We start from the raw sequence: 21270 nt of genomic DNA, 5'->3' as shown, positions 1-21270 counted from the left end.
ACCCGCGACGCGTCGCGCAACGTGCCGCGCGGCATCATTGGCTCGGTGTTCTGGTCGACCACCTTCGGCTACGTGATGGTGTGCTCGTTCGTGCTGGTCATGCCGAACGTGGCCGACGCCGTCAAGCAGGGCACCGGCTTCTTCCAGGCGATCCTCGCGCCGATCCCCACGCCGCTGCGGCTGGTGATCGAGCTGCTGATGTTCTTCATCAACTACGTGTGCGGGCTGGCCGCCGTGACCTCGACCTCGCGGATGATGTACGCGTTCGCCCGCGATGGCGGCCTGCCGGGCTCGAAGTGGCTGCGTCGCGTCAACGCGCTGCACCGCACGCCGGGCACGGCGATCTGGGTCTCGGCGATCCTCGCGATCCTGATCACGTTGTACGGTGATGCGTTCAGCGTGTTGAGCGCCGGCAGCGCGGTGTTCCTGTTCATCTCGTACGCCATGCCGATCGCGGCCGGCATCTTCGCGGAAGGGCGCACCTGGACGCAGAAGGGGCCGTTCCAGCTTGGTTGGCTGTCCAAACCATTCGCCGTGGCGGCCGTGATCGGCGCGCTGGTGCTGGCCTATGTCGGCATCCAGCCGCCCAACGAGAAGGTGATCTACGTGATCGCGGCGCTGCTCGTGCTGCTGCTCGGCGTCTGGTATCTGGGCGGCGTGCGCAAGAGCTTCGCCGGGCCGCCGCTGGGCGGGCTGTCGAAGGAGCGCGAGCTGGCGCTCGAAGGGATGGAAGAGCGGCTCGGGGAGCAATGAGCGCGGGCCGCCCGGCACGCTGCGGCGGCGCGTGATACGATCGCGGCACCTGCGGGCGCTGCCTTGCCCGCCGCTTCACCCCGTTTATATTGCACAGCTGAACACCGCCACCATGTACGCAGCAGCCTGGCCTCCCTCGACAACGCACTGACGCCGGCGCCGATGCCTTCACTGCATCGGCCTGGCAGTCCTGCCTGACGGTATTGCACCGTCCGGTGACCGCGCCCCGGTTCGACCTTCCATGGTCGGGCTCCGGCGCATGCGTTTTCACGAGACCCAGACATGCGTATTTTCAATACGATGGCCGCGCGCGCCATCCCGTTCGTTCCTCATTGGTTGATCCGCAAGATTTCCCGCCGCTACATCGCGGGCGATACCTTGCATGACGCCGTTCCGCGCATCCGCGCGCTCGATGCGGCCGGCTTCGACACCACCATCGACGTGCTCGGCGAAACCGCTTCCACCGCGGCTCAGGCCGATGCGATGACGCGCGACTATCTCGACCTGATCGCGGCGCTCGGCGCGGACGGTTTGCACGCCGAACTGTCGATCAAGCTGACCGCGCTGGGCCTGCTGCTCGACGCGCCCGGCTGCGTGGCACGCGTCGAGCGCGTCCTGCACGCGGCCGCCCGGTACGGCCTGCAAGCCTGTATCGACATGGAGGACGTGAGCTGCACGCAGCGCACGCTCGACCTGTTCGCGTCGCTCGAAGCGGCGGGCCATCCGGTCGGCATCGCGGTGCAGGCGTATCTGCGGCGCACGCGCGACGATCTGCCGGCGCTCACCGCGCGCCGCAGCCGGATGCGGATCTGCAAGGGCATCTATGCCGAGGCGGCGTCGCACCTGGTCGAAGGGGCCGCGCATGATCGCCGCGCGATCAACGGGCCGTTCTTCGAGTATGTGGTGGCGGCGATCGAGGCGGGCGCGTTCGTCGGCATCGCCACGCACGACGTGCAGCTGATCGAGCGATTGGTGGCCTGGATCGAGCGCGAGCGCATCGACGCCTCGCGCTTCGAATTCCAGATGCTGCTGGGCGTGTGCGAGCCGTTGCGCGACCGGCTGCGCGAGCGCGGCTTCCGGGTGCGCGTCTACGTGCCGTACGGGATCGACTGGTACGGCTACAGCGTGCGTCGGATCAAGGAGAACCCGCGTATCGCGGGCTATGTGGTGGCGGCGTTGTTCCGGTAAGCACGGGCGCTCGCATGTGACCGCCCGCTCCGGATGAATGTGCCGCCGCCCGCGATCGGCGCGGCGGCGGCGCATCCGGCCAACGCCGCGATGGTCGTCGCCTGCGCGAATGCCGTCGGCGCCGCAACGGGGCGCGCGGTCACGTTACGGAACCGGCTTCGTTCTGCTGCGCAAGTGCCACGGCCGGCGCAAAGGCGTCGATCGGGACGCCAAAACACTTCATTGCGCCGGCTGCGCCAGGCCCTTCAGCAGCACGGCATGGAACTGCGCCGGGTCCTGCATCTGCGGTGCATGCCCCGCATCGGGGAATTCCACGAGACGCACGTGCGGGATCACCGCGGCCGCCTGCTTGGCCAGCACCGGATAGTTGCCGAGCGTCGGGCGGAGCTTGGCCGGTGCGTACTCCTTGCCGATTGCCGTGTTGTCCTTGTCGCCAACGATCAGCAGTGTCGGCGTCTGCAGTTGCGGCAGTTCGTAGACCACCGGCTGCGTCAGGATCATGTCGTACAGCAGCGCCGAATTCCACGCCACGCGCGCGCGGTCGGGGCCGCGATACATGCCGGCCAGCATCTGCACCGACGGCTCGTAGGCCTCGCGCCATTGCCCGGCGAAGTAGGTGGTGCGCTCGTAGTTGCGGATGCGCTCCGCGCTCGTGTGCAATTCCCGTTCGTACCACTGATCGACCGAAACGGGCGGCACGCCCTTCGCGCGCCAGTCTTCCAGGCCGATCGGATCGACCAGCACGAGCTGCTGCGTGGCGTCGCGGTAGGTCAGCGCGTAGCGGATCGCCAGCATGCCGCCCGTCGAGTGGCCGATCACCGTGGCTTGCTCGATGCCGAGCGATTGCAGCAGCGCATGGGTGTTCAGCGCGAGTTGCTGGAACGAGAACTGATAGCTGTCCGGCTTGCTCGATTTGCAGAAGCCGATCTGGTCGGGCGCGATCACGCGGTAGCCGGCGTCGCTGAGTGCCTTGATGGTCGGCCCCCAGGTGGCCGCGCAGTAGTTCTTGCCATGCAGCAGCACGGCGGTGCGGCCGTTGGCCTTGCCGGCGGCGGGCGGCACGTCCATGTAGGCCATCTGCAATTCCTGGCGCTGCGAATGGAAACTGAAATGCGAGACCGGATACGGGTAATCGAAGCCTTCGAGTTGCGCGCCGTAGACGGGGCCGTCGTCGGCCTTGGCGGCGCTGGCGGCGTGAGGTGCGGCGGCGGTGGCCGGTTCGGCGGCTTGGGCCGACATCACGAGGCCAGCGGACAGCAGCGCGGCTAGCGGCAGCCGCCGCGCGAAACGAGGTGAACGAACGGCGCGGGTGAGCAGGCGAGGGAAGATCGTCATCGGGGCATCCGGGAGCGTGAAGCGCACAGTGAAGCACAAAGCACAGGAATCCCGATTGTTGCCGCGCGACCGTTTCCCCCGCTATGGGCCGGCGGGTGAATTGACCTTCAAGCGAAACAGGAAAATGGCACCGCTCAGGCGAGCCGGATCTTCGGTTGCGCCAGCCCGTTCATGCGCTCGGCCGCCCACAGCAGCGACGCCCTGCCGAACCCGTGCAGCGCCTGCTGATGACGCCGGTACAGCATCACGTGGCTCAATTGCGCGAGGCGCCCACGAATGTTGCCGCCCTTGAACAGGCCGAACTGGCCAAGCGTGCCGAACGCATCGTAATTGGCCAGCGACACCAGCGAGCCGAAGTTGCGGTAGGCGAACGGCGGCAGCGTGCCGCCCGCGAACCAGCCGGGCAGCACGGCGGCCAGGTGCTCGGCCTGCTGCGTGGCGACCTGCGCGGTGGGCGGCAGCGGGCGTTCTTCGCCGTCGAGTTGCAGGCTCGCGCAATCGCCCAGCGCGAAGATGGTTTCGTCGACACGCGATTGCAGCGTCGGGCCGACGATCACCTGGTTCGAGCGCGTGGTGTCGAGGCCCGCCAAGCCGGCCATGAAATCGGGCCCCTTGACGCCGGCGGCCCACACCATCAGGTCGGCCGGCACGAAGCCGTCGTCGCCGTGCTGATAACCCGCTTCGGTCGCGCCCGTGACGCGGGTGGCGGTCATCACGCGAAAGCCCATCTTCGTGAGCACGGCTTCGGTTTGATCCGAGATGGCGGGCGGGAACGCGGCCAGCACGCGCGGGCCGCTTTCGATCAGCGTGAGTTCGAGCCGGTCGCGCACGGTCGGATCGCCATAGCCGGACGCGATTTCGAGCAGCCGACTCATCTCGGCGGACAGCTCGACGCCGGTCGCGCCGGCCCCGACGATCGCCATGCGGAACGCCTCGTCGCGCGCGATGCTCTTGAACAGGCGCGCGCGCAGGATCTCGTTGAAGCCGCTGGCCTGCTGCTGGCTGTCGATGAAGTGGGCGTGCTCGGCCACGCCGGGCGTGCCGAAATCGTTCGCATGACTCCCCAAGGCCAGCACCAGCACGTCGTAGCCGATACTGCGCGCCGGCAGCACGCATTCGCCGTTCGGCCCGAGCAGCTCGGCCACCTCGATGCACCGGCGTTCGCGATCCAGGCCGCGCATTTCGCCGGGCTGATAGGTATAGCCATGCGAGGCCGCATGCGCGATGAAGCTCACTTGCTGCTGGTTCACGTCGCGCGTGCCGGCCGCAATGGTGTGCAGCATGGGCTTCCAGATATGTGTCGGACTCCTGTCGAGCAGCGTGACGTCGAGCGTATCGCCGCCGCGCGCCTGCTGTCCCAGCTTGGTCGCCAGCAGGATGCCGGCGATCCCCCCTCCTACAATCACAACGCGCTTGGATGTCTTCACGGATTGATTTAATTCAACAGTTGATGAATTATGCGAATCCTATCGATGCGTATCGGCTGCGTCAAACTTTCGCGGCGCTTAAATATATTGTGAATTTCGAAACAAACGAAGGATGAAGGCAGTGAAGGACGTGGATAGCGCGGCGCACGAAGCGGCCGCGGAAAACAACAAACGCGCGCGCGGCCGGCCGGTGGCGCGCGCGTCGGTGGGGCGCGAGGCGATCCTGCGCGCGGCGCGCGGCACGTTCGCCCGGCGCGGTTTCGACGCCACCAGCGTGCGGGAAATCTCGCGCGAATGCGGTGTGGATGCGGCGCTGATCGCCCATCACTTCGGCGCGAAGGAGGCGCTGTGGCTGGCGGTGGTCGAGTATATTGCCGAGCACACTGAAGCATTCGTCGCGGCGCTTCGCGCGCTCGACGGCACGCCGCTGACGGCGCGGCAGCGGCTGGAGCAGGCGATCGCGCTGCTGGTGCGGGAGGTATTCGCCGAGCCCGATCTGGGCATGTTCTTCTCGACGGCCGCCACGGCGCAGGGCGATCGTCTGGATATCCTGATCGACAAGCTGGTGCGGCCCTGCCGCGACGCGCTGGTGCCGCTGCTGGCCGACGCCGCGCGCGCCGGCGACATCGCCGTGGCGGACGCCGACCTCAGCTTCTTCATGCTGGTCAACGCGATCAGCACCACGGTGTCCTACGAGCACTTGCTGACCACCTTCACGCCGTTGCCGAAGCAGCGCGAGCGCTATCAACAGGCGGTGCTGGCCACGGCGATGAACCTGCTTGGCGCGTGAGCGCGCGTTCAGGCCTTCGTCTTGAACAACTCCTTGCCGACGAAATCGATGAACACGCGCAGCTTCGGTGCGAGATGCTTGCTCGACGGCCAGAGCACGCGGAACGTGCCGTGATGCACGACATACGGTTCGAGCACGGCCGTCAGCGCCTTTTTCCTCAGCGCCTCGCGCACCATGAAATCGGGCAGGCACGCGATGCCGCGCCCGGCGTGGGCTGCGTCGTACAGCGGCTCGATCGTGTTCGACGTCATCGCCGCCGGTAGCTGCGCCTCCAGGTCGGCATCCTGCCAGTCGACCGGCCAGGCCTCGCGGCGCCCGGTGCTCGGCAGGCGGTGATGCAGGCACGCGTGCTGCAATAGGTCGCGCGGCGTGCGCGGCGCGCCGTGTTCCGCCAGATAGGACGGCGCGGCCACCAGCAGCAGCCGGAACGCGCCGATCGGCTTGGACATCAAACGCGAATCGGCCGGCTCGCCGGTGCGAATCACGGCGTCGAAGCCTTCGTCGATGATGTCGACCAGCCGGTTCGAGAAATCGACATCGAGTTCGATCTCGGGGTAGCGCTTCATGAAGCGGTTCAGCATCGGCATGACGAGGCTGCTGACCAGCGGCACGCTGATGCGCAACCGGCCCTGCGGCGCACGGCGCGTTTTGGAGAGTTCCAGTTGCGCGGCTTCCACCTCCGACAGAATGCGCCGGCTGCGTTCCAGGAACAGCGCGCCCTCGGCCGTCAGCGTGACGCTGCGGGTGCTGCGATGGAACAGGCGCACGCCCAGTTGCGCCTCGAGGCGGTTCACGCTCTTGCCGACCGCCGACGGCGACACGCCGAACAGGCGGGCCGCCTCCGAGAAGCTGCGGGTGTCCGCGACCTGAACGAAAAAGCCGATACTCGTTAGCGAATCCATGCGCCGCCCCGATTTGAGAAGGTTTGTCCGATATCTTCGGAACTCTAGCCGGTTTTTCTTCAGCCGGCGCGGCGGTACGCTTCAGGTCGGCCGGTTCGCTTCATTCATCCGGCGCCGCGGGCCGGCCGTGCGGCGCCGGTCGACGTTCGATGTGACCACATGAAACTCGTTTCCATCCTGCTGGTGATCGTGGCCGGCATGGGCCTCTCGGTGGAGGCGGCCCTGCTCGGGCCGCTCGGCCGGGAGGTCGGGCATTACTGGGCCAGCCTGTGCCTGTTCGGCGTGGAGGCCGCGCTGATGTACCTGATGATGCTGTTCTGGGGGCCGCGCAACCCGGCGCCGTTCCTGCGCGCGCCGGGCTGGCAACTGACCGGCGGCATCCTCGGGCCGGGCTATGTCGTTGTCCTGACCATCGTCACGCCGGTGATCGGCATCGCCATGACCATGACCGGCATCCTGGCCGGGCAGGTCGGCAAGAGCCTGCTGATCGATCACTACGGCTGGCTCGGCGCGCCGCGGCGGCGCGTCAATGCGCGCAAGTGCATCGCGCTGCTGTTCGTCGTCGCCGCGCTGGTGCTGATCGCGGGAGGTCAATCATGATCGTGATTCTGATGGTGGTGCTGGCCGTGATCGGCGGCGCGCTGCTCAGTGCGCAGGTGGCGGTCAACGGCCGGCTGGCGGCCGAGCAGGGCGCGATCCGCACCACGTTCCTGACGTTCCTGGTCGGCACCGTGTTCTGCGCGATCCTGGTGGTGCTGTTCGAGCCGAAGCACGCGCTGACGCTGTTCGACGTGCCCAAGTGGCAATTGCTCGGCTCGTTCCTCGGGCTGATCTACGTGTTGACGATGGCGTTCGCGGTGGGGCGCATCGGCACGGCCGTGGCAACCGTCGCGGTGATTCTCGGGCAGTTGCTGATGTCGATCCTGATCGACAACTTCGGCTGGATGGGCAACCACGCGATCCCGTTCTCCACGTCGCGCTGCCTCGCGGCGGTGTGCCTGGCGATCGCGCTTTACTTCATTTACACCAGCAACGCGACCGAAGTGGAGGTCGCCAAGGAGAAGTCGAGCGCGTGATGCGTCGCGCGCGCGCCGCTCACGATTGGCGTGCGCCGCGCGAGCGGTTCGCGCCGGATCGCATGAGCCGCGCGAGCCACGGTGCGATCCATGCCTCGCCGTTGACGATCACGAGCCCGGCCATCACCAGCACCGCACCGGTGATGAACGCCGCGCTCGGGCGCTCGTCGAGCAGCAGCACGCCCCACGCCACGCCGAAGATCGGCGTCATGAACGACAGCACGCCGAGGCGCGCGGCCAGATAGCGACGCAGCATCGCGAACCAGATCAGGAAGCTCGCGAAGCAGACGAACAGCGTCTGGAACGCGAGGCTCGCCCAGAGCGCCGAGGTGCCGTGGAAGTGCGTCTCGCCGAACAGCCAGGCGGCCGGCAGCAGAATCAAAAATGCACCGGACAACTGATAAAACAGCGTTTGCGTGGCCGGCGCCTCGCTCATGCGGCTGATGCGCACCGCCACGGTAGTCAGCCCCCACGCCACGCCGCCGCCCAGCGCGAACAGGTCGCCGAGCATCCACGACGTCATGCCGTGCCGCACGCCGCCGTCGAGCAGGCTCGGCACCAGGAACGCCAGCGCGATGCCGAGAAACGCCAGCCCCAGGCCGCTCCATTGCAGCCGGCTCAGGCGCTCGTCGGGCAGCCGCAGATGCAGGCCCAGCGCGGCGAACATCGGCGCGGTGTAGAGGAACACCACGACATGCGAGGCGCTGGTGCGCGCGAGCCCCTGCGCCACCAGCAGGAATTCGGCGGCGAACAGCACGCCGACCGCGAGCGCGGCCGGCAGCATCCGCCCGCGCAGCCAGGGCTCGCGCGCGACGAAGCGCCCGTAGAGCCACACCAGCACCGCCGCCGCGCCCGAGCGCAGTGCGACCTGGAGGATCGGCGCGGCATCGGCGGCCGTCAGCTTGATCGCCACCTGCTGAAAGCTCCAGATCAGGCAGAGTGCGATCATCATCAGCGTGGCGCGGGTGTCGACCGCTTTCCTCATGGCCATGATTCCGAAGTGTGAGGCTGACAGTATTGGCGAACCCGTTTCGTGCGATATAGTGCAAAACTGACATTCAATCGTGCGAGAACGCCAGAGCATGAAACGCGGTATCCCGCATCCGGCCGCGCACGTGCGCGTGCCCCCGTTCACCGACACCATGCCGGTGCCGGTGTTCTTCCGCACCGAGCACATGCCGGCGCACGGCCGGTATCCGGATCTGTGTCATCCGTGGGGCGAATTCGTCTATTCGTTCAGCGGCATCGCCGAGGTCACGGTCGGCGCGCAGCATTTCCTGACGCCGCCGCATCTGGGCCTGTGGATCGCGCCCGAAACCGGGCACACCGGTTTCAACCACCACGAGGCCGTGCATTGCTCGGTGTATATCCGCCGCGACCTGTGCCGGGGCATGCCCGACAGCGCGTGCGCCGTGATGGTGACGCCGCTGCTGCGTTCGATCCTGGAGCACCTGCGCGACGACACGCACGCCGGCGGCCATTCGCCGAGCCGCGCGCGGCTGTTGCGCGTGCTGGTCGATCAGTTGCTGATGTGCCGGACCACCGGCAGCTTCGTGCCGCGCACCGACGACGCCGAACTGAGCGCCGTGCTCGGCTGGCTGCGCGACGATCCGGCCGACAACCGCACGCTGGCCGAACTGGCGGCGCGCGTGAACCTGACCGAGCGCACGCTGATGCGCCGCTGCCAGAGCGAACTCGGCATGTCGCTGACGGAGTGGCGGCAACGGCTGCGGCTCGTGACCGCGCTGCCCTTGCTCGGGCAGGGGCAGAGTGTGGAATCGGTGGCGTTGGACCTGGGATATGCGTCGTCGTCGGCGTTCATCGCGATGTTCCGGCGGTTGACCGGAGCCAGCCCGAAACGGTTCGTCGGCTAGGTCGCGCCGGGTTCAGGCCTTCTCGTCGGGCGCGATGCCCAGCTCCCGCGCGTAGTGGTCGAGCGGCTCGCCGACCTGCGTTTTCAGCACGTCGATGAAGCGCTTGATCTTCGCATCGACGAATTGCCGCGACGGATAGACCGCGAACACGCCGCGCTGCGACGTGCGGTATTCCGGCAGCACGCGCACCAGCGTGCCGCGGCGCAGGTCCTCGATGGCGGAGAACGCCGCGATCACGCCGATGCCCGCGCCGTCGCGCAACACGGCGGCCATCGCGTCCATGTCGTTGACGCCGAAGTGCGGCCCGGCCGGGCGGAACGTCGCTTGGCGATCCGGGCCTTCCAGTTGCCACTCGTCCGCCGCGTAATCCACCGTCGACAGCAGCACGCACGCGTGATCGACGAGATCCTCGGGCCGTTCGGGCGCCGGGTGCGCGGCCAGATAGGCCGGCGACGCCGCGAGGATGCAATGGCTCGCGCCGATGCGCTGGCTGACGTAGGCCGAATCGGGCAGCGTGCGCGCGATCACGATCGCCACGTCGAGCTGTTCTTCGAGCAGGTTCGGAAAACGTTGCGACAGCAACAGGTCGACCGATACCTCGGGGTGGGCCTCGCGATAGGCCAGCACGGCGCGCGCGACCAGCCCGCGCCCGAGGCCCGGCACGGCATGCACGCGCAGCAGGCCGCGCGGGTCGGTCAGCGCGTCCTGCGCCTCGGCCTCGGCGTGCGCGATGTCCGCCAGGATCGCCACGCTGCGCTCGTAGAAGCGGCGGCCCGCGTCGGTCACCGAGAGGCGACGGGTCGAGCGTTGCAGCAGGCGCGTGTTGAGCCCTTCTTCCAGCACTGTCACGGCGCGCGAGATGTTGCCGACGGTGGTGTCCAGATGGTTCGCGACCGCCGTGAAGCTGCCCATCTCGACCACTTTCACGAACATCGACATGTTGGAGAATTTGTCCACGCCTCGGCTTCCTTTTTGGTTGGCATTCCACACGGATGCGGCGCGATTCGGGCCGCCATGCGGCATGGTAAGGCAAGCGCAAAACGGGTGTCGATCAGTGCCGCAAGCCGGCAAGCCACGCCGTTGTTGGGTTTCCGGCGATTTTTCCGCGCCTGCCGCCGATTTTCCCTCCAGCGCGAAGATTGATTTCATTGTGATGCCCTGTATCGCATCGGACCCGCTCCCTACACTGGGTTCCGTCGTCGAGCCCCGCTCGAATTTGATTAGCGATCCTGCCCAGGTTCACATCGAGGAAATCCATCATGAATGCCACTTACACGCCGCTGCACCTGTTCATCGACGGTGCGTGGATCGGTGAGAACGAAGGCGGCCGCGCCACGGCGCCCGTCATCGATCCCGCCACGCAACGGGAACTCGGGCGTGTGCCGCTCGCCACTACCGCCGATCTCGACCGTGCGCTGCAAGCCGCGCAACGCGGCTTCGACGCGTGGCGGCGGGCCGTGCCGGCCGAGCGGGCGCGGGTGCTCAAGCGTGCCGCCGAGCTGATTCGCGAACGCAACGAGCGTATCGCGACGCTGATGACGCTCGAAGAAGGCAAGCCGCTGCACGAAAGCCGCGACGAGGTGCTGCGCGCCGCCGATTACTTCGAATGGTTCGCGGAGGAAGCGCGCCGCATCGATGGCCGCGTGGTGCCGTCGAACCGCCCCGGCGTGCAGCAACTCGTGAAGAAGCAGGCGATCGGCCCGGTGGCCGCGTTCACGCCCTGGAACTTCCCGGCCATCACGCCGGCGCGCAAGCTCTCGGCCGCGCTCGCGGCCGGTTGCAGCGTGATTCTCAAGCCCGGCGAGGAAAGCCCTGCGACGGCGCTGGCGCTGGCGCGTGCGCTCGACGATGCGGGCTTGCCGCACGGCGTGCTGCAAGTGGTGTTCGGCGTGCCCGACGACGTGTCGAAGCACCTGATCGCCTCGCCCATCATCCGCAAGGTGACGTTCACCGGCTCGGTGCCGATCGGGCGATTGCTGTCGCAACGCGCGGCCGAAGGCGTCAAGCCGATCACGCTCGAACTGGGCGGCCACGGGCCGGTGCTGGTGTTCGACGACGGCGATATCGAGAAGGCGGCCGTCGGCGGCGCCGCGAACCGCTTTCGCGGCACCGGCCAGGTCTGCATTTCGTCGACGCGCTTCCTGATCCAGCGCGACGCCTACGCGCGCTTCGCCGAACGCTTCGTGCAGGCCGCGAACGCGCTGAAGATCGGCAACGGGCTCGATGCCGACACACAGGTCGGCCCGCTGGCGAACCTGCGGCAACTCGCGAAGATGGAAGAACTCGTGGCCGATGCCGTGGCGCGCGGCGCGACCGTGCTCGCGGGCGGCAAGCGCATCGACGGCCCCGGTTATTTCTTTGAGCCCACCGTGCTGGCCGACGTGCCGATGGACGCCCGCGTCATGCACGAGGAACCGTTCGGCCCGATCGCCGTGCTGATGCGCTTCGATGCGCTGGCCGACGGGTTGGCCGAAGCGAATCGTCTGCCTTACGGCTTGTCCGCCTATGCGTTCACGAGCAACGCGCGCACCGCCATCGACGTGGCCGACGGCCTCGACGCCGGCATGATCGGCATCAACCAGTATCGGATCGTCTCGACCGAGTTGCCGTTCGGCGGCATGAAGGAAAGCGGGCACGGCTCGGAAGGCGGCGCCGAAGGCATCGAGTATTACCTCACGCACAAGTTCATCAGCCAGGTCTGATCGCACGTAACTTGCGCCGCCGCTCCCTCGAACATTAATAAGGATTCCTGTCATGTCGAATGCCGATTTCACCAGCCCGCGCGAAGCCGCGCGCGCCTTTACGCCGAAGCTCGCCGAATTCGTCGACGCGGTGCTGTTTCCCGAGATCTGGGGCGATGCCGCGCTGTCGCCGCGCGACCGGAGCCTCGTCACCGTTGCCGCGCTGATCGCGGGCGGCCACGCCGACGAACTGCCCGCGCACTTGCGCCGCGCGGTGGCCAACGGGCTCACGCACGCGGAGTTGAGCGCGGCCATCACGCACCTCGCGTTCTACGCCGGGTTTCCGGCCGCGATCTCCGCTTCGGCTGCGGCGCAGGCCACGCTGGGCACATCCGGCACCGCGTCCCAGTCGGCCGAATGAGCGGCCCCTCCATTCAGAACCCACGGAGATTCACCATGAAAGCCATCCATTTCGAAACGTTCGGCGAGGCCGACGTCCTGCAACTGAGCGACGCGCCCACGCCCGAGATCCGCCCCGACGACCTGCTCGTGCGCGTGCATGCCGCCGGCGTCAACCGCGCCGACCTGACCCATCGTCGCGGCGGTTACGGCCGCCCGAACTTCGGCGACTCCACGATCATGGGGCTGGAGATCGCCGGCGAGGTGATCGGCGTCGGCGGCGCGGTGCAGGGCTACGCGATCGGCGACCGCGTGATGGGCGTGGTGGGCGGCGGCGCGTATGCCGAGATTGCCCGCATCGACTGGCGCATGGCGATGCCGATTCCCGACGCGCTCGACTACGTGCACGCCGCCGCGATCCCCGAGGTGTTCGTAACCGCGCACGAGGCGCTGCTGCACTTGGGCGGCCTGCGGCGCGGCGATTCGGTGCTGATTCACGCGGCGGCCGGCGGCGTGGGTTCGGCTGCCGTGCAACTCGCCTATGCGACCGGCGCGACCGTGCTGGCCACCGCCGAGGCGTCGAAACACGAGCGCGTGCTGCAACTGGGCGCCGATCACGTGATCGACTACCGGAGCGAGGATTTCGCCGAGGTGGTGGCGAGCCGCACCAACGGGCGCGGCGTGGACGTGGTGGTGGATTTCGTCGGGATGCCTTACTTTTCCCGCAACGTGGCTTCGCTGGCGAATGGCGGGCGGCTGATCCAGGTCGGGATTCTGGGTGGCGGCGGCGAGGTCAGCGTGGCGCTGGAGCAGATTCTGTATCGGCATCTGCGCATCATCGGCACGGTGATGAAATCGCGTGTGCAAGAGGAAAAGCACGCGATGGTGCGGCGCTTTCGCGAGCACTGGCTGGAGCGGTTTGCCGGCGGCGCGAGCCTGGAGCCGGTGGTCGACAGCACGTTCGAACTGGCGCGCGCGGCCGATGCGCATCGCCGGATGGAATCGTCGGAGAACGTCGGGAAGATTATTTTGACGATGGGGGCGGTGTGAGGGGGGAACGTCGGGGTGCTGGGGGCGTTCAATCGCCGTCATAGATCGTCGAACGTGCGATGACGCGGTTCGTACCGGACGGGCAGCGGCACATGATGATGTCGCCGTCGCGCACGCTTGGCATACCGCTTATTCCCCAGTTCTTCGCGGTGCCGACAATCGGCCCAGGATGGCCGCATTGCGGGCACGACGCGAGCCCCAGATGGCGAGCAAGCGGCTGCCCGTTATCGGACATCGATTCGTCGCCATCGAGTACGACGCCGCCCGTCGTGGTCATGTTGCCTTTGAGCGCCAGCATTTTATTCATCATGTTTTCTCTCGGAGTGCGGTTGAATCCAATCAGTATCGATCGAGCGCGGCCTGCAACATCCGTAGCCGCGTCCTGCCATCGGGCATGAAATCCGTGCCGTAGCGCACCAGCCCCTCGCGGTGTAAATGGCAGGCCATCGTGAAGCTGAGCAACATGCCGGGCTCCGGTGAGTGAACTTCAATATCGACTTTTTTCAGACGTGGCTCGTAGGCTAGCAATGTGGCCTCGATTGCATGCTGCAACCGGTGCGTGGAGGACGGAAGATGCCGATAGATTTCCGATAAATCGTCGAGCCCATAATCCGGCAAATGCGCAAGCGACCCACGCCGGCTGTTCAGGATGCATTCGATGTTGTCGCGCACCGACAGAAAGGTTTGATCTTCCGGCGTGAAATCGTCAACGACGGCGCCATCCGCGAAATGCCCCGTGATGCGCTCGAATAGCCCAGGCCCTACCCACATCGCCGTTCCTCCTTAGCGTGCCAGTTGTGCGATTGCGGCGATGAACCATCGATCCGCGATTAACCAGACGAGCCCTGCTGCGATACCTGCCACAGCGACCCCGATAAGCGGCGAAATGCGCTGCCGACGCGTCTGCGAGGCGTTGACCACGATTGCATCGGCCGACAGGCTGACTGCTTGGCTTTCGGCCGTGATTCCCAGGCGCGTGTCGATGGCCCGCATCAGCGCGGTACGCGCGGCCTGGCCATCGATCGAAAATCGACCGACGAACCCGAGCCCGAGTATTGCTGCAAAGATCGACAGCAGCAGCGGAGCAGCCTGGGGATCGCGCAAGCGCTGCTCGATACGCTGGATCAATTCCGAGCCGGCGTCGTTGCTCGCAAAATGGGCGACCTGTAGCGGTTCGTGCTCCCAGGCATTGCGCGTGTCGCCGGTCAGGCGTTGCAATACGGCTTCGTCGAGCAGCGCGCATTGCGCATAACAGGCGTCGTCGATCATGTCGTGAGCCAGAGCCTGCCGCTTCAATTCATCGCGTAGCCGGGCGATCAATGCATCGCAGCGCTCGCGTAGCGTGTCGAACGACAAGGGCTCTTGGTCCAACATCGCGACCATCAACGCCGTATCGCGCAACGCGATCGGGAGTGAGCTGGCCATCATGATGGCAGCACCGCATACAGTTCGAGCGCGACATCCTCGATCGATGTCGGTACGTAGATCTGGCATGCGCGCGCATCGATCATTCGCTGGAACGCGGGATCGCTGCTGTCCAGTGCAAAGTACTGAGTCTCGATGCGCACCGGAATGGCCGCGGGCAATCGCGACATCGAGCGCAAGTCGATGCCCGACAGCGCGGAGTTGACGATCTGCTCGACTTCGTCCGGTGCGCCGATCTTGCAGAGGCGCGGCATTTTTTCCGCGAGCACATGGGCGGGCATCGATGCCTGAACCGACAGGTAGTAATCGGCGCCTTCGGTGAGGCGTTCGTCGTTGATCCGGCCCACCCAGGTCGTCGTGCGCACGTGTTCCAGTGCGATCGGCACGACGCGCGACGGAATGACGGCATCGAGCAGCGTGCGAATCAGCGATTCGAGCTCAGTGAACACCGGCTTCGGCGCGTGGTGGTCGTAAAGCGGAATCGCTTGCAGCGTCTCGGTCGTCGAAAACGTCAGCAGCGATCCGGCCAGTCGGGCCAACACCGCATACAGGCGCTCGGGATGCTGGTTCGGCGCTTGAACGAGGCGTGCCAATTCGGGCCACGTACTGTTGACGTTGTTCAGCAGCCAGAACAGCGCCACATCGGACACCGCGAAATCGGCTATCTGGTCCGAGCGTTGCTTGCGGCGCAAAGCGAGGCTGGCGCTTTTGGCTGAAAGAATGTCGGACAGACTTCGCGCGCATTGCATCAGTGGTTCGTTGGCGGATAAAAACAGACACGGCGGCACGAAGGCCGTATCGGGTTCGAAGTGGCCTTGCGGGGAGCGCACGAGGCGCGCGATCGGACAAGTCACGTAATCGCCCGATGGCTCGAAATCGAACAGCAGCGTGACGAGATGGCGCTCGACGCTGATCTCCTCCTTCCCGTCGCCATGCAGGTCGGTCACGGGCTTGTATTCACGGGTTACGCGCCGCGGCCGAGCCGGTTTTTCGTCCGGTTCGACGCAGTTATTGCCCTGGGTATCCACGAGCGCCACACCGACGAGCACCGTCACGGTATCCAGCGATGCCGGCACGTCGTCGAAATTGCGAGCCGACGGCAGCCAGTCGGCGGTTTCGCTGTCGATCAGGGTGCCGTCCGGCAGGCGCAGCGCAAGCGTCGTGCATTGCAGACGGCTGACGGCCAGGGCCTGGCTATCCAGTGCGACATCGATGACCCCCCAGGCATCGGGGCTGGCGATGCGGGCGACATTGTCGCGGGCATACTGTTCCCACAGCGCCTGCTGCTGAAAATGCTGGGGCGTCATAAAAATCCCCTTGGCCCACAGCGGTCTGGTTATTTTCATCGCGTAGCTTGATTCCGTCTAAAAATGTCCGTTGAAAACGCGCATGCGCGTTTATGTCGGCGTGGCGATCACGATTTTGCCTTCGGCATTTGTGACGCCAGCGACAGATTGATATCGATCCCTTCGACCTGGAAATGCGGGACGATAAAGAGCTTGATGCGAAAGAATCCGGGGTTATCGTCGATGTCTTCCACGATCACTCGCGCTTCGCGCAATGGGTGCGCCGCTTGCAGATCTTCGCCGGGCGCGGTCATTTCCGTGACGAGCGATCGGATCCATGTATTGAGTTCGATTTCGAGCAAGCGCCGATCGCGGGTCGTGCCGATGTTTTCGCGCTGAATCAGCTTCAAATGGTGCGCGATGCGCGACAGCAGGAAGATATACGGCAGACGCGAATTGATGCGACTGTTGGCCGATGCGTGCCGAGTGTCGTAATCGCGAGGCCGTTGCGTCGAATGCGCGGAAAAGAAACACGGATCGTCGTGATTGCTGGTGTATGAAAGCGGGATCAGACCCAGATCGGCAAACTCGTGTTCTCGCGTTTCGGAAATCAGTGCTTCGGTCGAGATCCTGGCGAGTCCGCCCGTACCGAGTTCGTACCGAAGAACCGGTAGCGTATTGATCAAGCCGCCCGCCTGCGGGCCGCGAATTTGCAGGCACCAGCCATTGCGCACGAAGCTTTTCACCAGATTGGCTGCGAATGCAAACGCCGCACTGGTCCACAGATAACCGCTCGTGCCGGCTTCCCGCACGTTTTCGGTGTAGTTGAACGCGTACACCGGCGCCGTATCCGGGCCATACGGCAGCCGCGCCAGAAAACGCGGCAACGTGAGGCCGACGTAGCGCGCATCTTCCGTGTCGCGAAAGCTTTTCCATTTCAGGTACTCGGCCCGATCGAACCAACTCGCCAGGTCGCGAATGCCCGCGACCGCTTCCATCGAGGTCTTGTCGAAGAAAGCGGGCGATACCGCACCAATGAACGGCATGTGGGTGGCGGCGGCGACTTTCGACAGATTGCGCAGTAACGCAATGTCGGGGGCACGATGATCGAATTCGAACGCCGAGACGAGCGCGGCGATGGGCTCGCCACCCGGCATGTCGTACTCCTCGATATACGTGAGCCGGAACAGGCCGCTTTGGACAATGTCCGGGGCATCCTCGAAATCCTGGCGGAGCATTTCCATCGACACATCAAGCGTTTCGATTTTCACGTTCCGGCGAAAATCCGTGTGGTCGATCAGAAAGTCGAGACCACGCCAAGTCGATTCGAGTGCCTGAAATGCGGGATGGTGCAGGATGGCATCGAGTTGCCGGCCGATCTGCTCGTCCAGATGCACGAGACACCCGTCGAGCAGATCTTGATCGATTGGCTCATCCGAACTGCATAGGGGACGTGCATCGGATACGACGGTTGCCTTAATAGGACCATCGCTCTGGAAGCCTTTGCTCATTGTGGATGGTGGTGTGTTGATCGGGCATCAGCAGAGCGCTGACATATAGCACGCCAATCATCTCAAAAATATCGAAATAAATTTCTAATCACCAAGCCTTGATCAAAAACAGCATTGCGGCGAATAAGACGGAGTGCCGGTTTCACAAAAATGAGGGTTCCAACTAGCATTCCGCCTTTACCCGACGTTTCACATCACGATCATGACGGCTGTGCCGCAGGATTTCAGGACGGGAGTAAAACAATAATGGCCAGCCTGTTTGATGATGCAAAACAGTTCGTATCCAATTTGACGACCGTGCCGGGTCGGCAGACGTATTTCCTGGATGTACCCAGCGCCGACGATGCGGCCGAGCTCTCGCTCGTCTCGTTTGAAGCCACCGAGAAGTTGGGCATGCCCACCGAGGTGCGCATCATCTTGACGCATCCTCGGTCATTGGCACGAACCGACTACCTGAACCGCGACGCCGTGTTTTCGATCGTGCCGGCAATGGGCAACCCCAAAGTCTTTTCGGGATTCATCGCGCGGTTGTCGACGTTGCAAACGACGAAGGATTTCACGAAATACGAAATCGTCCTGAAGTCGCATTTCGCGCGCCTTGCGGCTGTGACGACCAGCCGGATCTACCAGCACCAGACAACCCCGCAGATCATCGAGGCGGTGTTGCGCAGCCACGGTCTGGAAGGCTTTCAGTTCGCGTTTCGGTTGCGCCGTGAATATCCGAAGCATTTGTTTCGTTTCCAGTACAAGATCGACGATCTGTCGTATGTGCAAATGCTGATGCAGAAGGCGGGCATCTACAGCTATCTCGTCGAAACCGAGCACGGCGATCAAGTCGTGTTCGCGGACGATGTCGATCACTATCTTTACGAGCCGGAGCTGACCGCACCCTATCGCGAGGTGGCGGGGCTGGAGTCGTCCGGCGTCGAGGCAGTCACGGCGTTGAAGACGCACGCGGTGACGGTGCCGCAATCGTTCACCGTGGCCGACTATCACCCCGAGCAGGCGTGGGAGCGGTTCAAGGACGAGGCCAATGTCGCGCCACAGGATTCGACCACCTACGGGAAGCCGTATGTGTACGGCACTCATCATCTCGACCAGGACGGTGCGAAATGGGAAGCGCAACTGCGTCATGAAGCGGCGATTGCATGGCAGGTGATCTACGAGGGCGACAGTACGGTGATGGCGTTGCAGGCCGGACGCGTGCTGTATATGGATGCCGCGTTGGCCGATGCGCCCGATGGTCAGCTTGTCGTCGAAGTCACGCACCAAGGCGCGCGCGACCGTTCGTATGTCAATCGCTATCGGGCGATTCCAGCGGATCGGCGCTTCCGGCTCCAGTTCGAACCGGACCATTGGCCAAAAATTGCCGGCACGCTCAGCGCGCGGGTGACCTCGCCGGACAAATACAAGTATGCATACCTGACTGCGGCAGGCTGCTACACGGTGCGCTTCGATGTGGATTTTGCCGACTGGCCGTCGGGTGGCGAGAGCGTGCCGCTGCGGTTGGCCAAGCCGTTTGCCGGAAAGCTGCAGACGGGCTTCCATTTCCCGGCGCTGGATAACGACGAGGCGGTGATTTCGTTCCGGGACGCGGACCCTGACAAGCCCGAGATCATCGCGTTTCATCACCACAGCCAGGCGCGAGATCTGGTGACGAACGATCGTCGCTGGCTTTCGCGTGGCGTGTTGCGCTCGCAGAGCAACAACAAGCTGCGGATGGAGGATTGGGCAGGCCAGGAAGGGATCAAGCTCAGTACCGATCATTCGGGAAAATCGCAGCTTAATCTTGGGTATTTGGTCGATTCCAATCTGGAAAAGCGTGGCGAAGGCTTCGAGTTGCGGACGTCCGGCTATGGCGCGGTTCGAGGCGGCAAAGGGGTGTTCGTCAGCGCAGACGATCAACCGAGGGCAGTGGGGCAGCAACTGGACATGGCGCAGGCTATCGCCATGCTCGATAGTGCGTTGATGCAGATGAAGACGCTGGGCGAGATGGTCAAGGCCGCTCAGGCCCATATTGCCGATCTCCAGTCTCAGGAAATGCTTCGGGATGGGTCGCTCAAGAATTTGCAGTCAGCGGCGGTGCTGATCTCGGCGCCTGCTGCGATTGCGCAGGTAACGCCTGGGACGATTCAGCACAGCGCGGGTAAGAACGTGACGCTGACGGCCGGCGCGAATCTTGATGCCGGCGCGATGGAAAACGTGACGTTCGCCGCAGGGCAGGCCGTATCGATGTATGCCAATGCTGGCGGAATGAAACTGATCGCCGCGCAGGGCAATAACGAAATTCAGGCGCAATCGGGCAACGTCGAGCTGGTGGCTTCGCAAACCGTGAAGGTGCTGGCCTCCGACGGCAACGTCGAGATCGATGCCAAAGGCACGCTCACGCTGAAGTGTTCCGGCGCACAGATTCGTCTGGCAGGTGGAAATATCGAGCTTAGTTGCCCTGGCGATATCAAATTCAATTCGATCACCATCCAGAAGGGTGGCCCGGCCAATGCGTCGAGTGTGAGCCAGTCGTTCGACACGATGAACTGTGTGTCCGCGCTCAAGCGCGTCACGGCCGCGGGAGGCGCGTTCATTTGATGCTCCAGCCAGACGAGACTGCGACGATGGACGCCACCGTGTCCATCATCGATCAACTCAGCCATCAGTTTGCCCGGACGGGAACCCGCGCGATCTTCGTTGATCCTGCTCTGGGCGACCCGTTGGCCGAATGGCGAAACCGCGACGATCTGAACATTCATTCGCTTCGGCTTCCGGAACCGAAGGTCGTCCGTTCAGCATGGCCTTACCTGCTTGAAATTCCGTCGGACAGCTCGCTCGCCGCGGAGTTGGTGCGCGTTTCTGTTTCTGTCGCGATGACCGAAGCTATCGAGTGGCAACGCGGAGAAGGTGTGTGCCGCAGTATTTGCGGCTGGTTGTCGTGTTCCGGAGATATCCGGCATCTGGCCGATGCGCTCAGCCATAAAGCCGTGCTCACGTCGAACGATACCGAGTCGAAGCTATTTCGTTTTTACGACCCGCGCGTACTGACGCATCTCTTTCGGTATCTCCGCGCTTCGCAGTTTTTTAGCGGCCTGCCGGTGCTGCGGCATTGGACCTTTCTGAATACCGATGCAGAGCGGGTGACGTTGTCCCCGGATGGCGCGCCGGAATCCCCGGCCCCAGTCTGGTTCATGACGCGAGAGCAGCGCGAGGGAATCGGAAGCATCGAGATGGTGAACCGTGTGCTGCGTGGCGTAGGCGCACATGTTGATCGAAGCAAAGAAGTCGACGCGGCACTGTCGCGTTGCCGGACGCACTACGGGTGGACCGATCCCGATGATTTGATTGCGTTTGCCGTGGTGGCATTGCGCTGCCATCCGCGCTTTGACGAACATCCAAGGATTCAAGCCAGAATTGCGGAATTGCACGGTAAGGGCGAATTGTTTGCGGAATGGGCCGACGGTGTCGAAGAGGGCACCTGGCGAAACATCGCCATCGAATTGAACCCGATCCACACGCGAGGACAGACGTGAATTGCCCGAATTGCATCAAGCAGGGTCTGGCGATTCTGCCGGTCCGTTACGC

Annotated in this window: 21 protein-coding genes; 11 read left to right on the top strand and 10 right to left on the bottom strand. The window is 64.6% G+C overall.

Annotation, left to right across the window (positions count from 1 at the left end; translation table 11 throughout):
• Positions 1-753 (top strand): amino acid permease (locus ACYP33_RS05390; protein WP_459620233.1); only part of this gene is annotated, 753 nt, incomplete at its 5' end.
• Between the two features lie 282 nt (positions 754-1035).
• Entirely contained in the window at positions 1036-1941 is a 906-nt protein-coding gene (locus tag ACYP33_RS05385) for a proline dehydrogenase family protein (RefSeq protein WP_459620231.1), read from the top strand.
• Between the two features lie 219 nt (positions 1942-2160).
• Here the strand turns inward: ACYP33_RS05385 and ACYP33_RS05380 are convergent, their stop codons facing one another.
• Complete coding sequence (locus ACYP33_RS05380) at positions 2161-3276, bottom strand: alpha/beta fold hydrolase (protein WP_459620229.1); 1116 nt, start codon at positions 3274-3276, stop codon at positions 2161-2163.
• Positions 3277-3410: 134 nt separating this feature from the next.
• Positions 3411-4703 carry an NAD(P)/FAD-dependent oxidoreductase gene (locus tag ACYP33_RS05375; RefSeq protein WP_414450836.1) on the bottom strand — a complete coding sequence of 431 codons (1293 nt, stop codon included), beginning with the start codon at positions 4701-4703 and terminating at the stop codon, positions 3411-3413.
• Between the two features lie 112 nt (positions 4704-4815).
• Here ACYP33_RS05375 and ACYP33_RS05370 point away from each other — a divergent pair, with 112 nt between their 5' ends.
• On the top strand, positions 4816-5493 hold the full coding sequence (locus ACYP33_RS05370; RefSeq protein WP_459620227.1) for a TetR/AcrR family transcriptional regulator: 678 nt from the start codon (positions 4816-4818) through the stop codon (positions 5491-5493).
• Positions 5494-5501: 8 nt separating this feature from the next.
• On the opposite strand, the gene ACYP33_RS05365 is transcribed toward ACYP33_RS05370, so the two are convergent.
• The gene (locus ACYP33_RS05365; protein ID WP_459620225.1) at positions 5502-6395 is read right to left on the bottom strand and encodes a LysR family transcriptional regulator; all 894 of its coding nucleotides are present in this window, start codon (positions 6393-6395) and stop codon (positions 5502-5504) included.
• 159 nt (positions 6396-6554) lie between these two features.
• Here ACYP33_RS05365 and ACYP33_RS05360 point away from each other — a divergent pair, with 159 nt between their 5' ends.
• Together ACYP33_RS05360 and ACYP33_RS05355 are read left to right on the top strand one after the other, a co-directional pair.
• Positions 6555-6995: a DMT family transporter gene (locus ACYP33_RS05360; RefSeq protein WP_414443282.1), complete on the top strand. Its 441-nt coding sequence runs from the start codon at positions 6555-6557 to the stop codon at positions 6993-6995.
• Complete coding sequence (locus tag ACYP33_RS05355; protein ID WP_414450839.1) at positions 6992-7471, top strand: DMT family transporter; 480 nt, start codon at positions 6992-6994, stop codon at positions 7469-7471. Before ACYP33_RS05360 ends, ACYP33_RS05355 begins: the two co-directional genes overlap by 4 nt.
• A gap of 19 nt (positions 7472-7490) precedes the next feature.
• Here the strand turns inward: ACYP33_RS05355 and ACYP33_RS05350 are convergent, their stop codons facing one another.
• The gene (locus ACYP33_RS05350) at positions 7491-8462 is read right to left on the bottom strand and encodes a DMT family transporter (RefSeq protein ID WP_459620222.1); all 972 of its coding nucleotides are present in this window, start codon (positions 8460-8462) and stop codon (positions 7491-7493) included.
• A gap of 91 nt (positions 8463-8553) precedes the next feature.
• Here ACYP33_RS05350 and ACYP33_RS05345 point away from each other — a divergent pair, with 91 nt between their 5' ends.
• Positions 8554-9345 (top strand): AraC family transcriptional regulator, encoded by a 792-nt coding sequence (locus ACYP33_RS05345; RefSeq protein ID WP_459620220.1) that lies wholly within the window; start codon positions 8554-8556, stop codon positions 9343-9345.
• Between the two features lie 12 nt (positions 9346-9357).
• On the opposite strand, the gene ACYP33_RS05340 is transcribed toward ACYP33_RS05345, so the two are convergent.
• Positions 9358-10302: a LysR family transcriptional regulator gene (locus ACYP33_RS05340; RefSeq protein WP_414443278.1), complete on the bottom strand. Its 945-nt coding sequence runs from the start codon at positions 10300-10302 to the stop codon at positions 9358-9360.
• A 302-nt stretch (positions 10303-10604) separates the two neighbouring features.
• Between ACYP33_RS05340 and ACYP33_RS05335 the strand changes: the two genes are divergently transcribed.
• From ACYP33_RS05335 to ACYP33_RS05325, 3 genes are read left to right on the top strand one after another with little or no spacing between them, the layout of a single operon-like run.
• On the top strand, positions 10605-12047 hold the full coding sequence (locus ACYP33_RS05335; RefSeq protein WP_459620218.1) for an NAD-dependent succinate-semialdehyde dehydrogenase: 1443 nt from the start codon (positions 10605-10607) through the stop codon (positions 12045-12047).
• A 52-nt stretch (positions 12048-12099) separates the two neighbouring features.
• Positions 12100-12447, top strand: a complete 348-nt coding sequence (locus ACYP33_RS05330) for a carboxymuconolactone decarboxylase family protein (RefSeq protein WP_459620216.1) — start codon at positions 12100-12102, stop codon at positions 12445-12447.
• 35 nt (positions 12448-12482) lie between these two features.
• A complete protein-coding gene (locus ACYP33_RS05325; RefSeq protein WP_459620214.1) occupies positions 12483-13475 on the top strand; it encodes an NAD(P)H-quinone oxidoreductase in 993 nt (330 codons plus the stop codon).
• Between the two features lie 28 nt (positions 13476-13503).
• Here the strand turns inward: ACYP33_RS05325 and ACYP33_RS05320 are convergent, their stop codons facing one another.
• From ACYP33_RS05320 to tssC, 5 genes are all read right to left on the bottom strand, one after another.
• Positions 13504-13785 carry a PAAR domain-containing protein gene (locus tag ACYP33_RS05320; protein ID WP_459620212.1) on the bottom strand — a complete coding sequence of 94 codons (282 nt, stop codon included), beginning with the start codon at positions 13783-13785 and terminating at the stop codon, positions 13504-13506.
• Between the two features lie 29 nt (positions 13786-13814).
• Entirely contained in the window at positions 13815-14246 is a 432-nt protein-coding gene (tssE, locus tag ACYP33_RS05315; RefSeq protein ID WP_459620210.1) for a type VI secretion system baseplate subunit TssE, read from the bottom strand.
• Positions 14247-14258: 12 nt separating this feature from the next.
• Positions 14259-14903 carry a DotU/TssL family secretion system protein gene (locus ACYP33_RS05310; protein ID WP_459620208.1) on the bottom strand — a complete coding sequence of 215 codons (645 nt, stop codon included), beginning with the start codon at positions 14901-14903 and terminating at the stop codon, positions 14259-14261.
• Positions 14900-16246 carry a type VI secretion system baseplate subunit TssK gene (gene tssK, locus ACYP33_RS05305; RefSeq protein ID WP_459620206.1) on the bottom strand — a complete coding sequence of 449 codons (1347 nt, stop codon included), beginning with the start codon at positions 16244-16246 and terminating at the stop codon, positions 14900-14902. The genes ACYP33_RS05310 and tssK overlap by 4 nt, the downstream gene beginning before the upstream one ends.
• A 68-nt stretch (positions 16247-16314) precedes the next feature.
• On the bottom strand, positions 16315-17697 hold the full coding sequence (gene tssC / locus ACYP33_RS05300; protein WP_459620204.1) for a type VI secretion system contractile sheath large subunit: 1383 nt from the start codon (positions 17695-17697) through the stop codon (positions 16315-16317).
• A 246-nt stretch (positions 17698-17943) separates the two neighbouring features.
• On the opposite strand from tssC, the gene ACYP33_RS05295 reads away from it, so the two are divergent.
• Positions 17944-20283 (top strand): type VI secretion system Vgr family protein, encoded by a 2340-nt coding sequence (locus tag ACYP33_RS05295; RefSeq protein WP_459620202.1) that lies wholly within the window; start codon positions 17944-17946, stop codon positions 20281-20283.
• 26 nt (positions 20284-20309) lie between these two features.
• On the top strand, positions 20310-21218 hold the full coding sequence (locus ACYP33_RS05290; RefSeq protein ID WP_459620200.1) for a DUF4123 domain-containing protein: 909 nt from the start codon (positions 20310-20312) through the stop codon (positions 21216-21218).
• The last annotated feature ends 52 nt before the right edge of the window (positions 21219-21270 follow it).

The sequence above is a fragment of the Burkholderia sp. 3C genome (genome assembly GCF_054589155.1).
The sequence above is the reverse complement of the archived record's forward strand: the minus strand, read 5'-3'. Positions and strand labels throughout refer to the sequence as shown.

Excerpts from the sequence above, each read along its gene's own strand:
- ACYP33_RS05385 (WP_459620231.1), top strand. The coding sequence starts at position 1,036 with ATGCGTATTTTCAATACGATGGCCGCGCGCGCCATCCCGTTCGTTCCT.
- ACYP33_RS05380 (WP_459620229.1), bottom strand. The coding sequence starts at position 3,276 with ATGACGATCTTCCCTCGCCTGCTCACCCGCGCCGTTCGTTCACCTCGT.
- ACYP33_RS05370 (WP_459620227.1), top strand. The coding sequence starts at position 4,816 with ATGAAGGCAGTGAAGGACGTGGATAGCGCGGCGCACGAAGCGGCCGCG.
- ACYP33_RS05365 (WP_459620225.1), bottom strand. The coding sequence starts at position 6,395 with ATGGATTCGCTAACGAGTATCGGCTTTTTCGTTCAGGTCGCGGACACC.
- ACYP33_RS05360 (WP_414443282.1), top strand. The coding sequence starts at position 6,555 with ATGAAACTCGTTTCCATCCTGCTGGTGATCGTGGCCGGCATGGGCCTC.
- ACYP33_RS05355 (WP_414450839.1), top strand. The coding sequence starts at position 6,992 with ATGATCGTGATTCTGATGGTGGTGCTGGCCGTGATCGGCGGCGCGCTG.
- ACYP33_RS05350 (WP_459620222.1), bottom strand. The coding sequence starts at position 8,462 with ATGGCCATGAGGAAAGCGGTCGACACCCGCGCCACGCTGATGATGATC.
- ACYP33_RS05345 (WP_459620220.1), top strand. The coding sequence starts at position 8,554 with ATGAAACGCGGTATCCCGCATCCGGCCGCGCACGTGCGCGTGCCCCCG.
- ACYP33_RS05335 (WP_459620218.1), top strand. The coding sequence starts at position 10,605 with ATGAATGCCACTTACACGCCGCTGCACCTGTTCATCGACGGTGCGTGG.
- ACYP33_RS05330 (WP_459620216.1), top strand. The coding sequence starts at position 12,100 with ATGTCGAATGCCGATTTCACCAGCCCGCGCGAAGCCGCGCGCGCCTTT.
- ACYP33_RS05325 (WP_459620214.1), top strand. The coding sequence starts at position 12,483 with ATGAAAGCCATCCATTTCGAAACGTTCGGCGAGGCCGACGTCCTGCAA.
- ACYP33_RS05320 (WP_459620212.1), bottom strand. The coding sequence starts at position 13,785 with ATGATGAATAAAATGCTGGCGCTCAAAGGCAACATGACCACGACGGGC.
- tssE (WP_459620210.1), bottom strand. The coding sequence starts at position 14,246 with ATGTGGGTAGGGCCTGGGCTATTCGAGCGCATCACGGGGCATTTCGCG.
- ACYP33_RS05310 (WP_459620208.1), bottom strand. The coding sequence starts at position 14,903 with ATGATGGCCAGCTCACTCCCGATCGCGTTGCGCGATACGGCGTTGATG.
- tssK (WP_459620206.1), bottom strand. The coding sequence starts at position 16,246 with ATGAAAATAACCAGACCGCTGTGGGCCAAGGGGATTTTTATGACGCCC.
- tssC (WP_459620204.1), bottom strand. The coding sequence starts at position 17,697 with ATGAGCAAAGGCTTCCAGAGCGATGGTCCTATTAAGGCAACCGTCGTA.
- ACYP33_RS05295 (WP_459620202.1), top strand. The coding sequence starts at position 17,944 with ATGGCCAGCCTGTTTGATGATGCAAAACAGTTCGTATCCAATTTGACG.
- ACYP33_RS05290 (WP_459620200.1), top strand. The coding sequence starts at position 20,310 with ATGGACGCCACCGTGTCCATCATCGATCAACTCAGCCATCAGTTTGCC.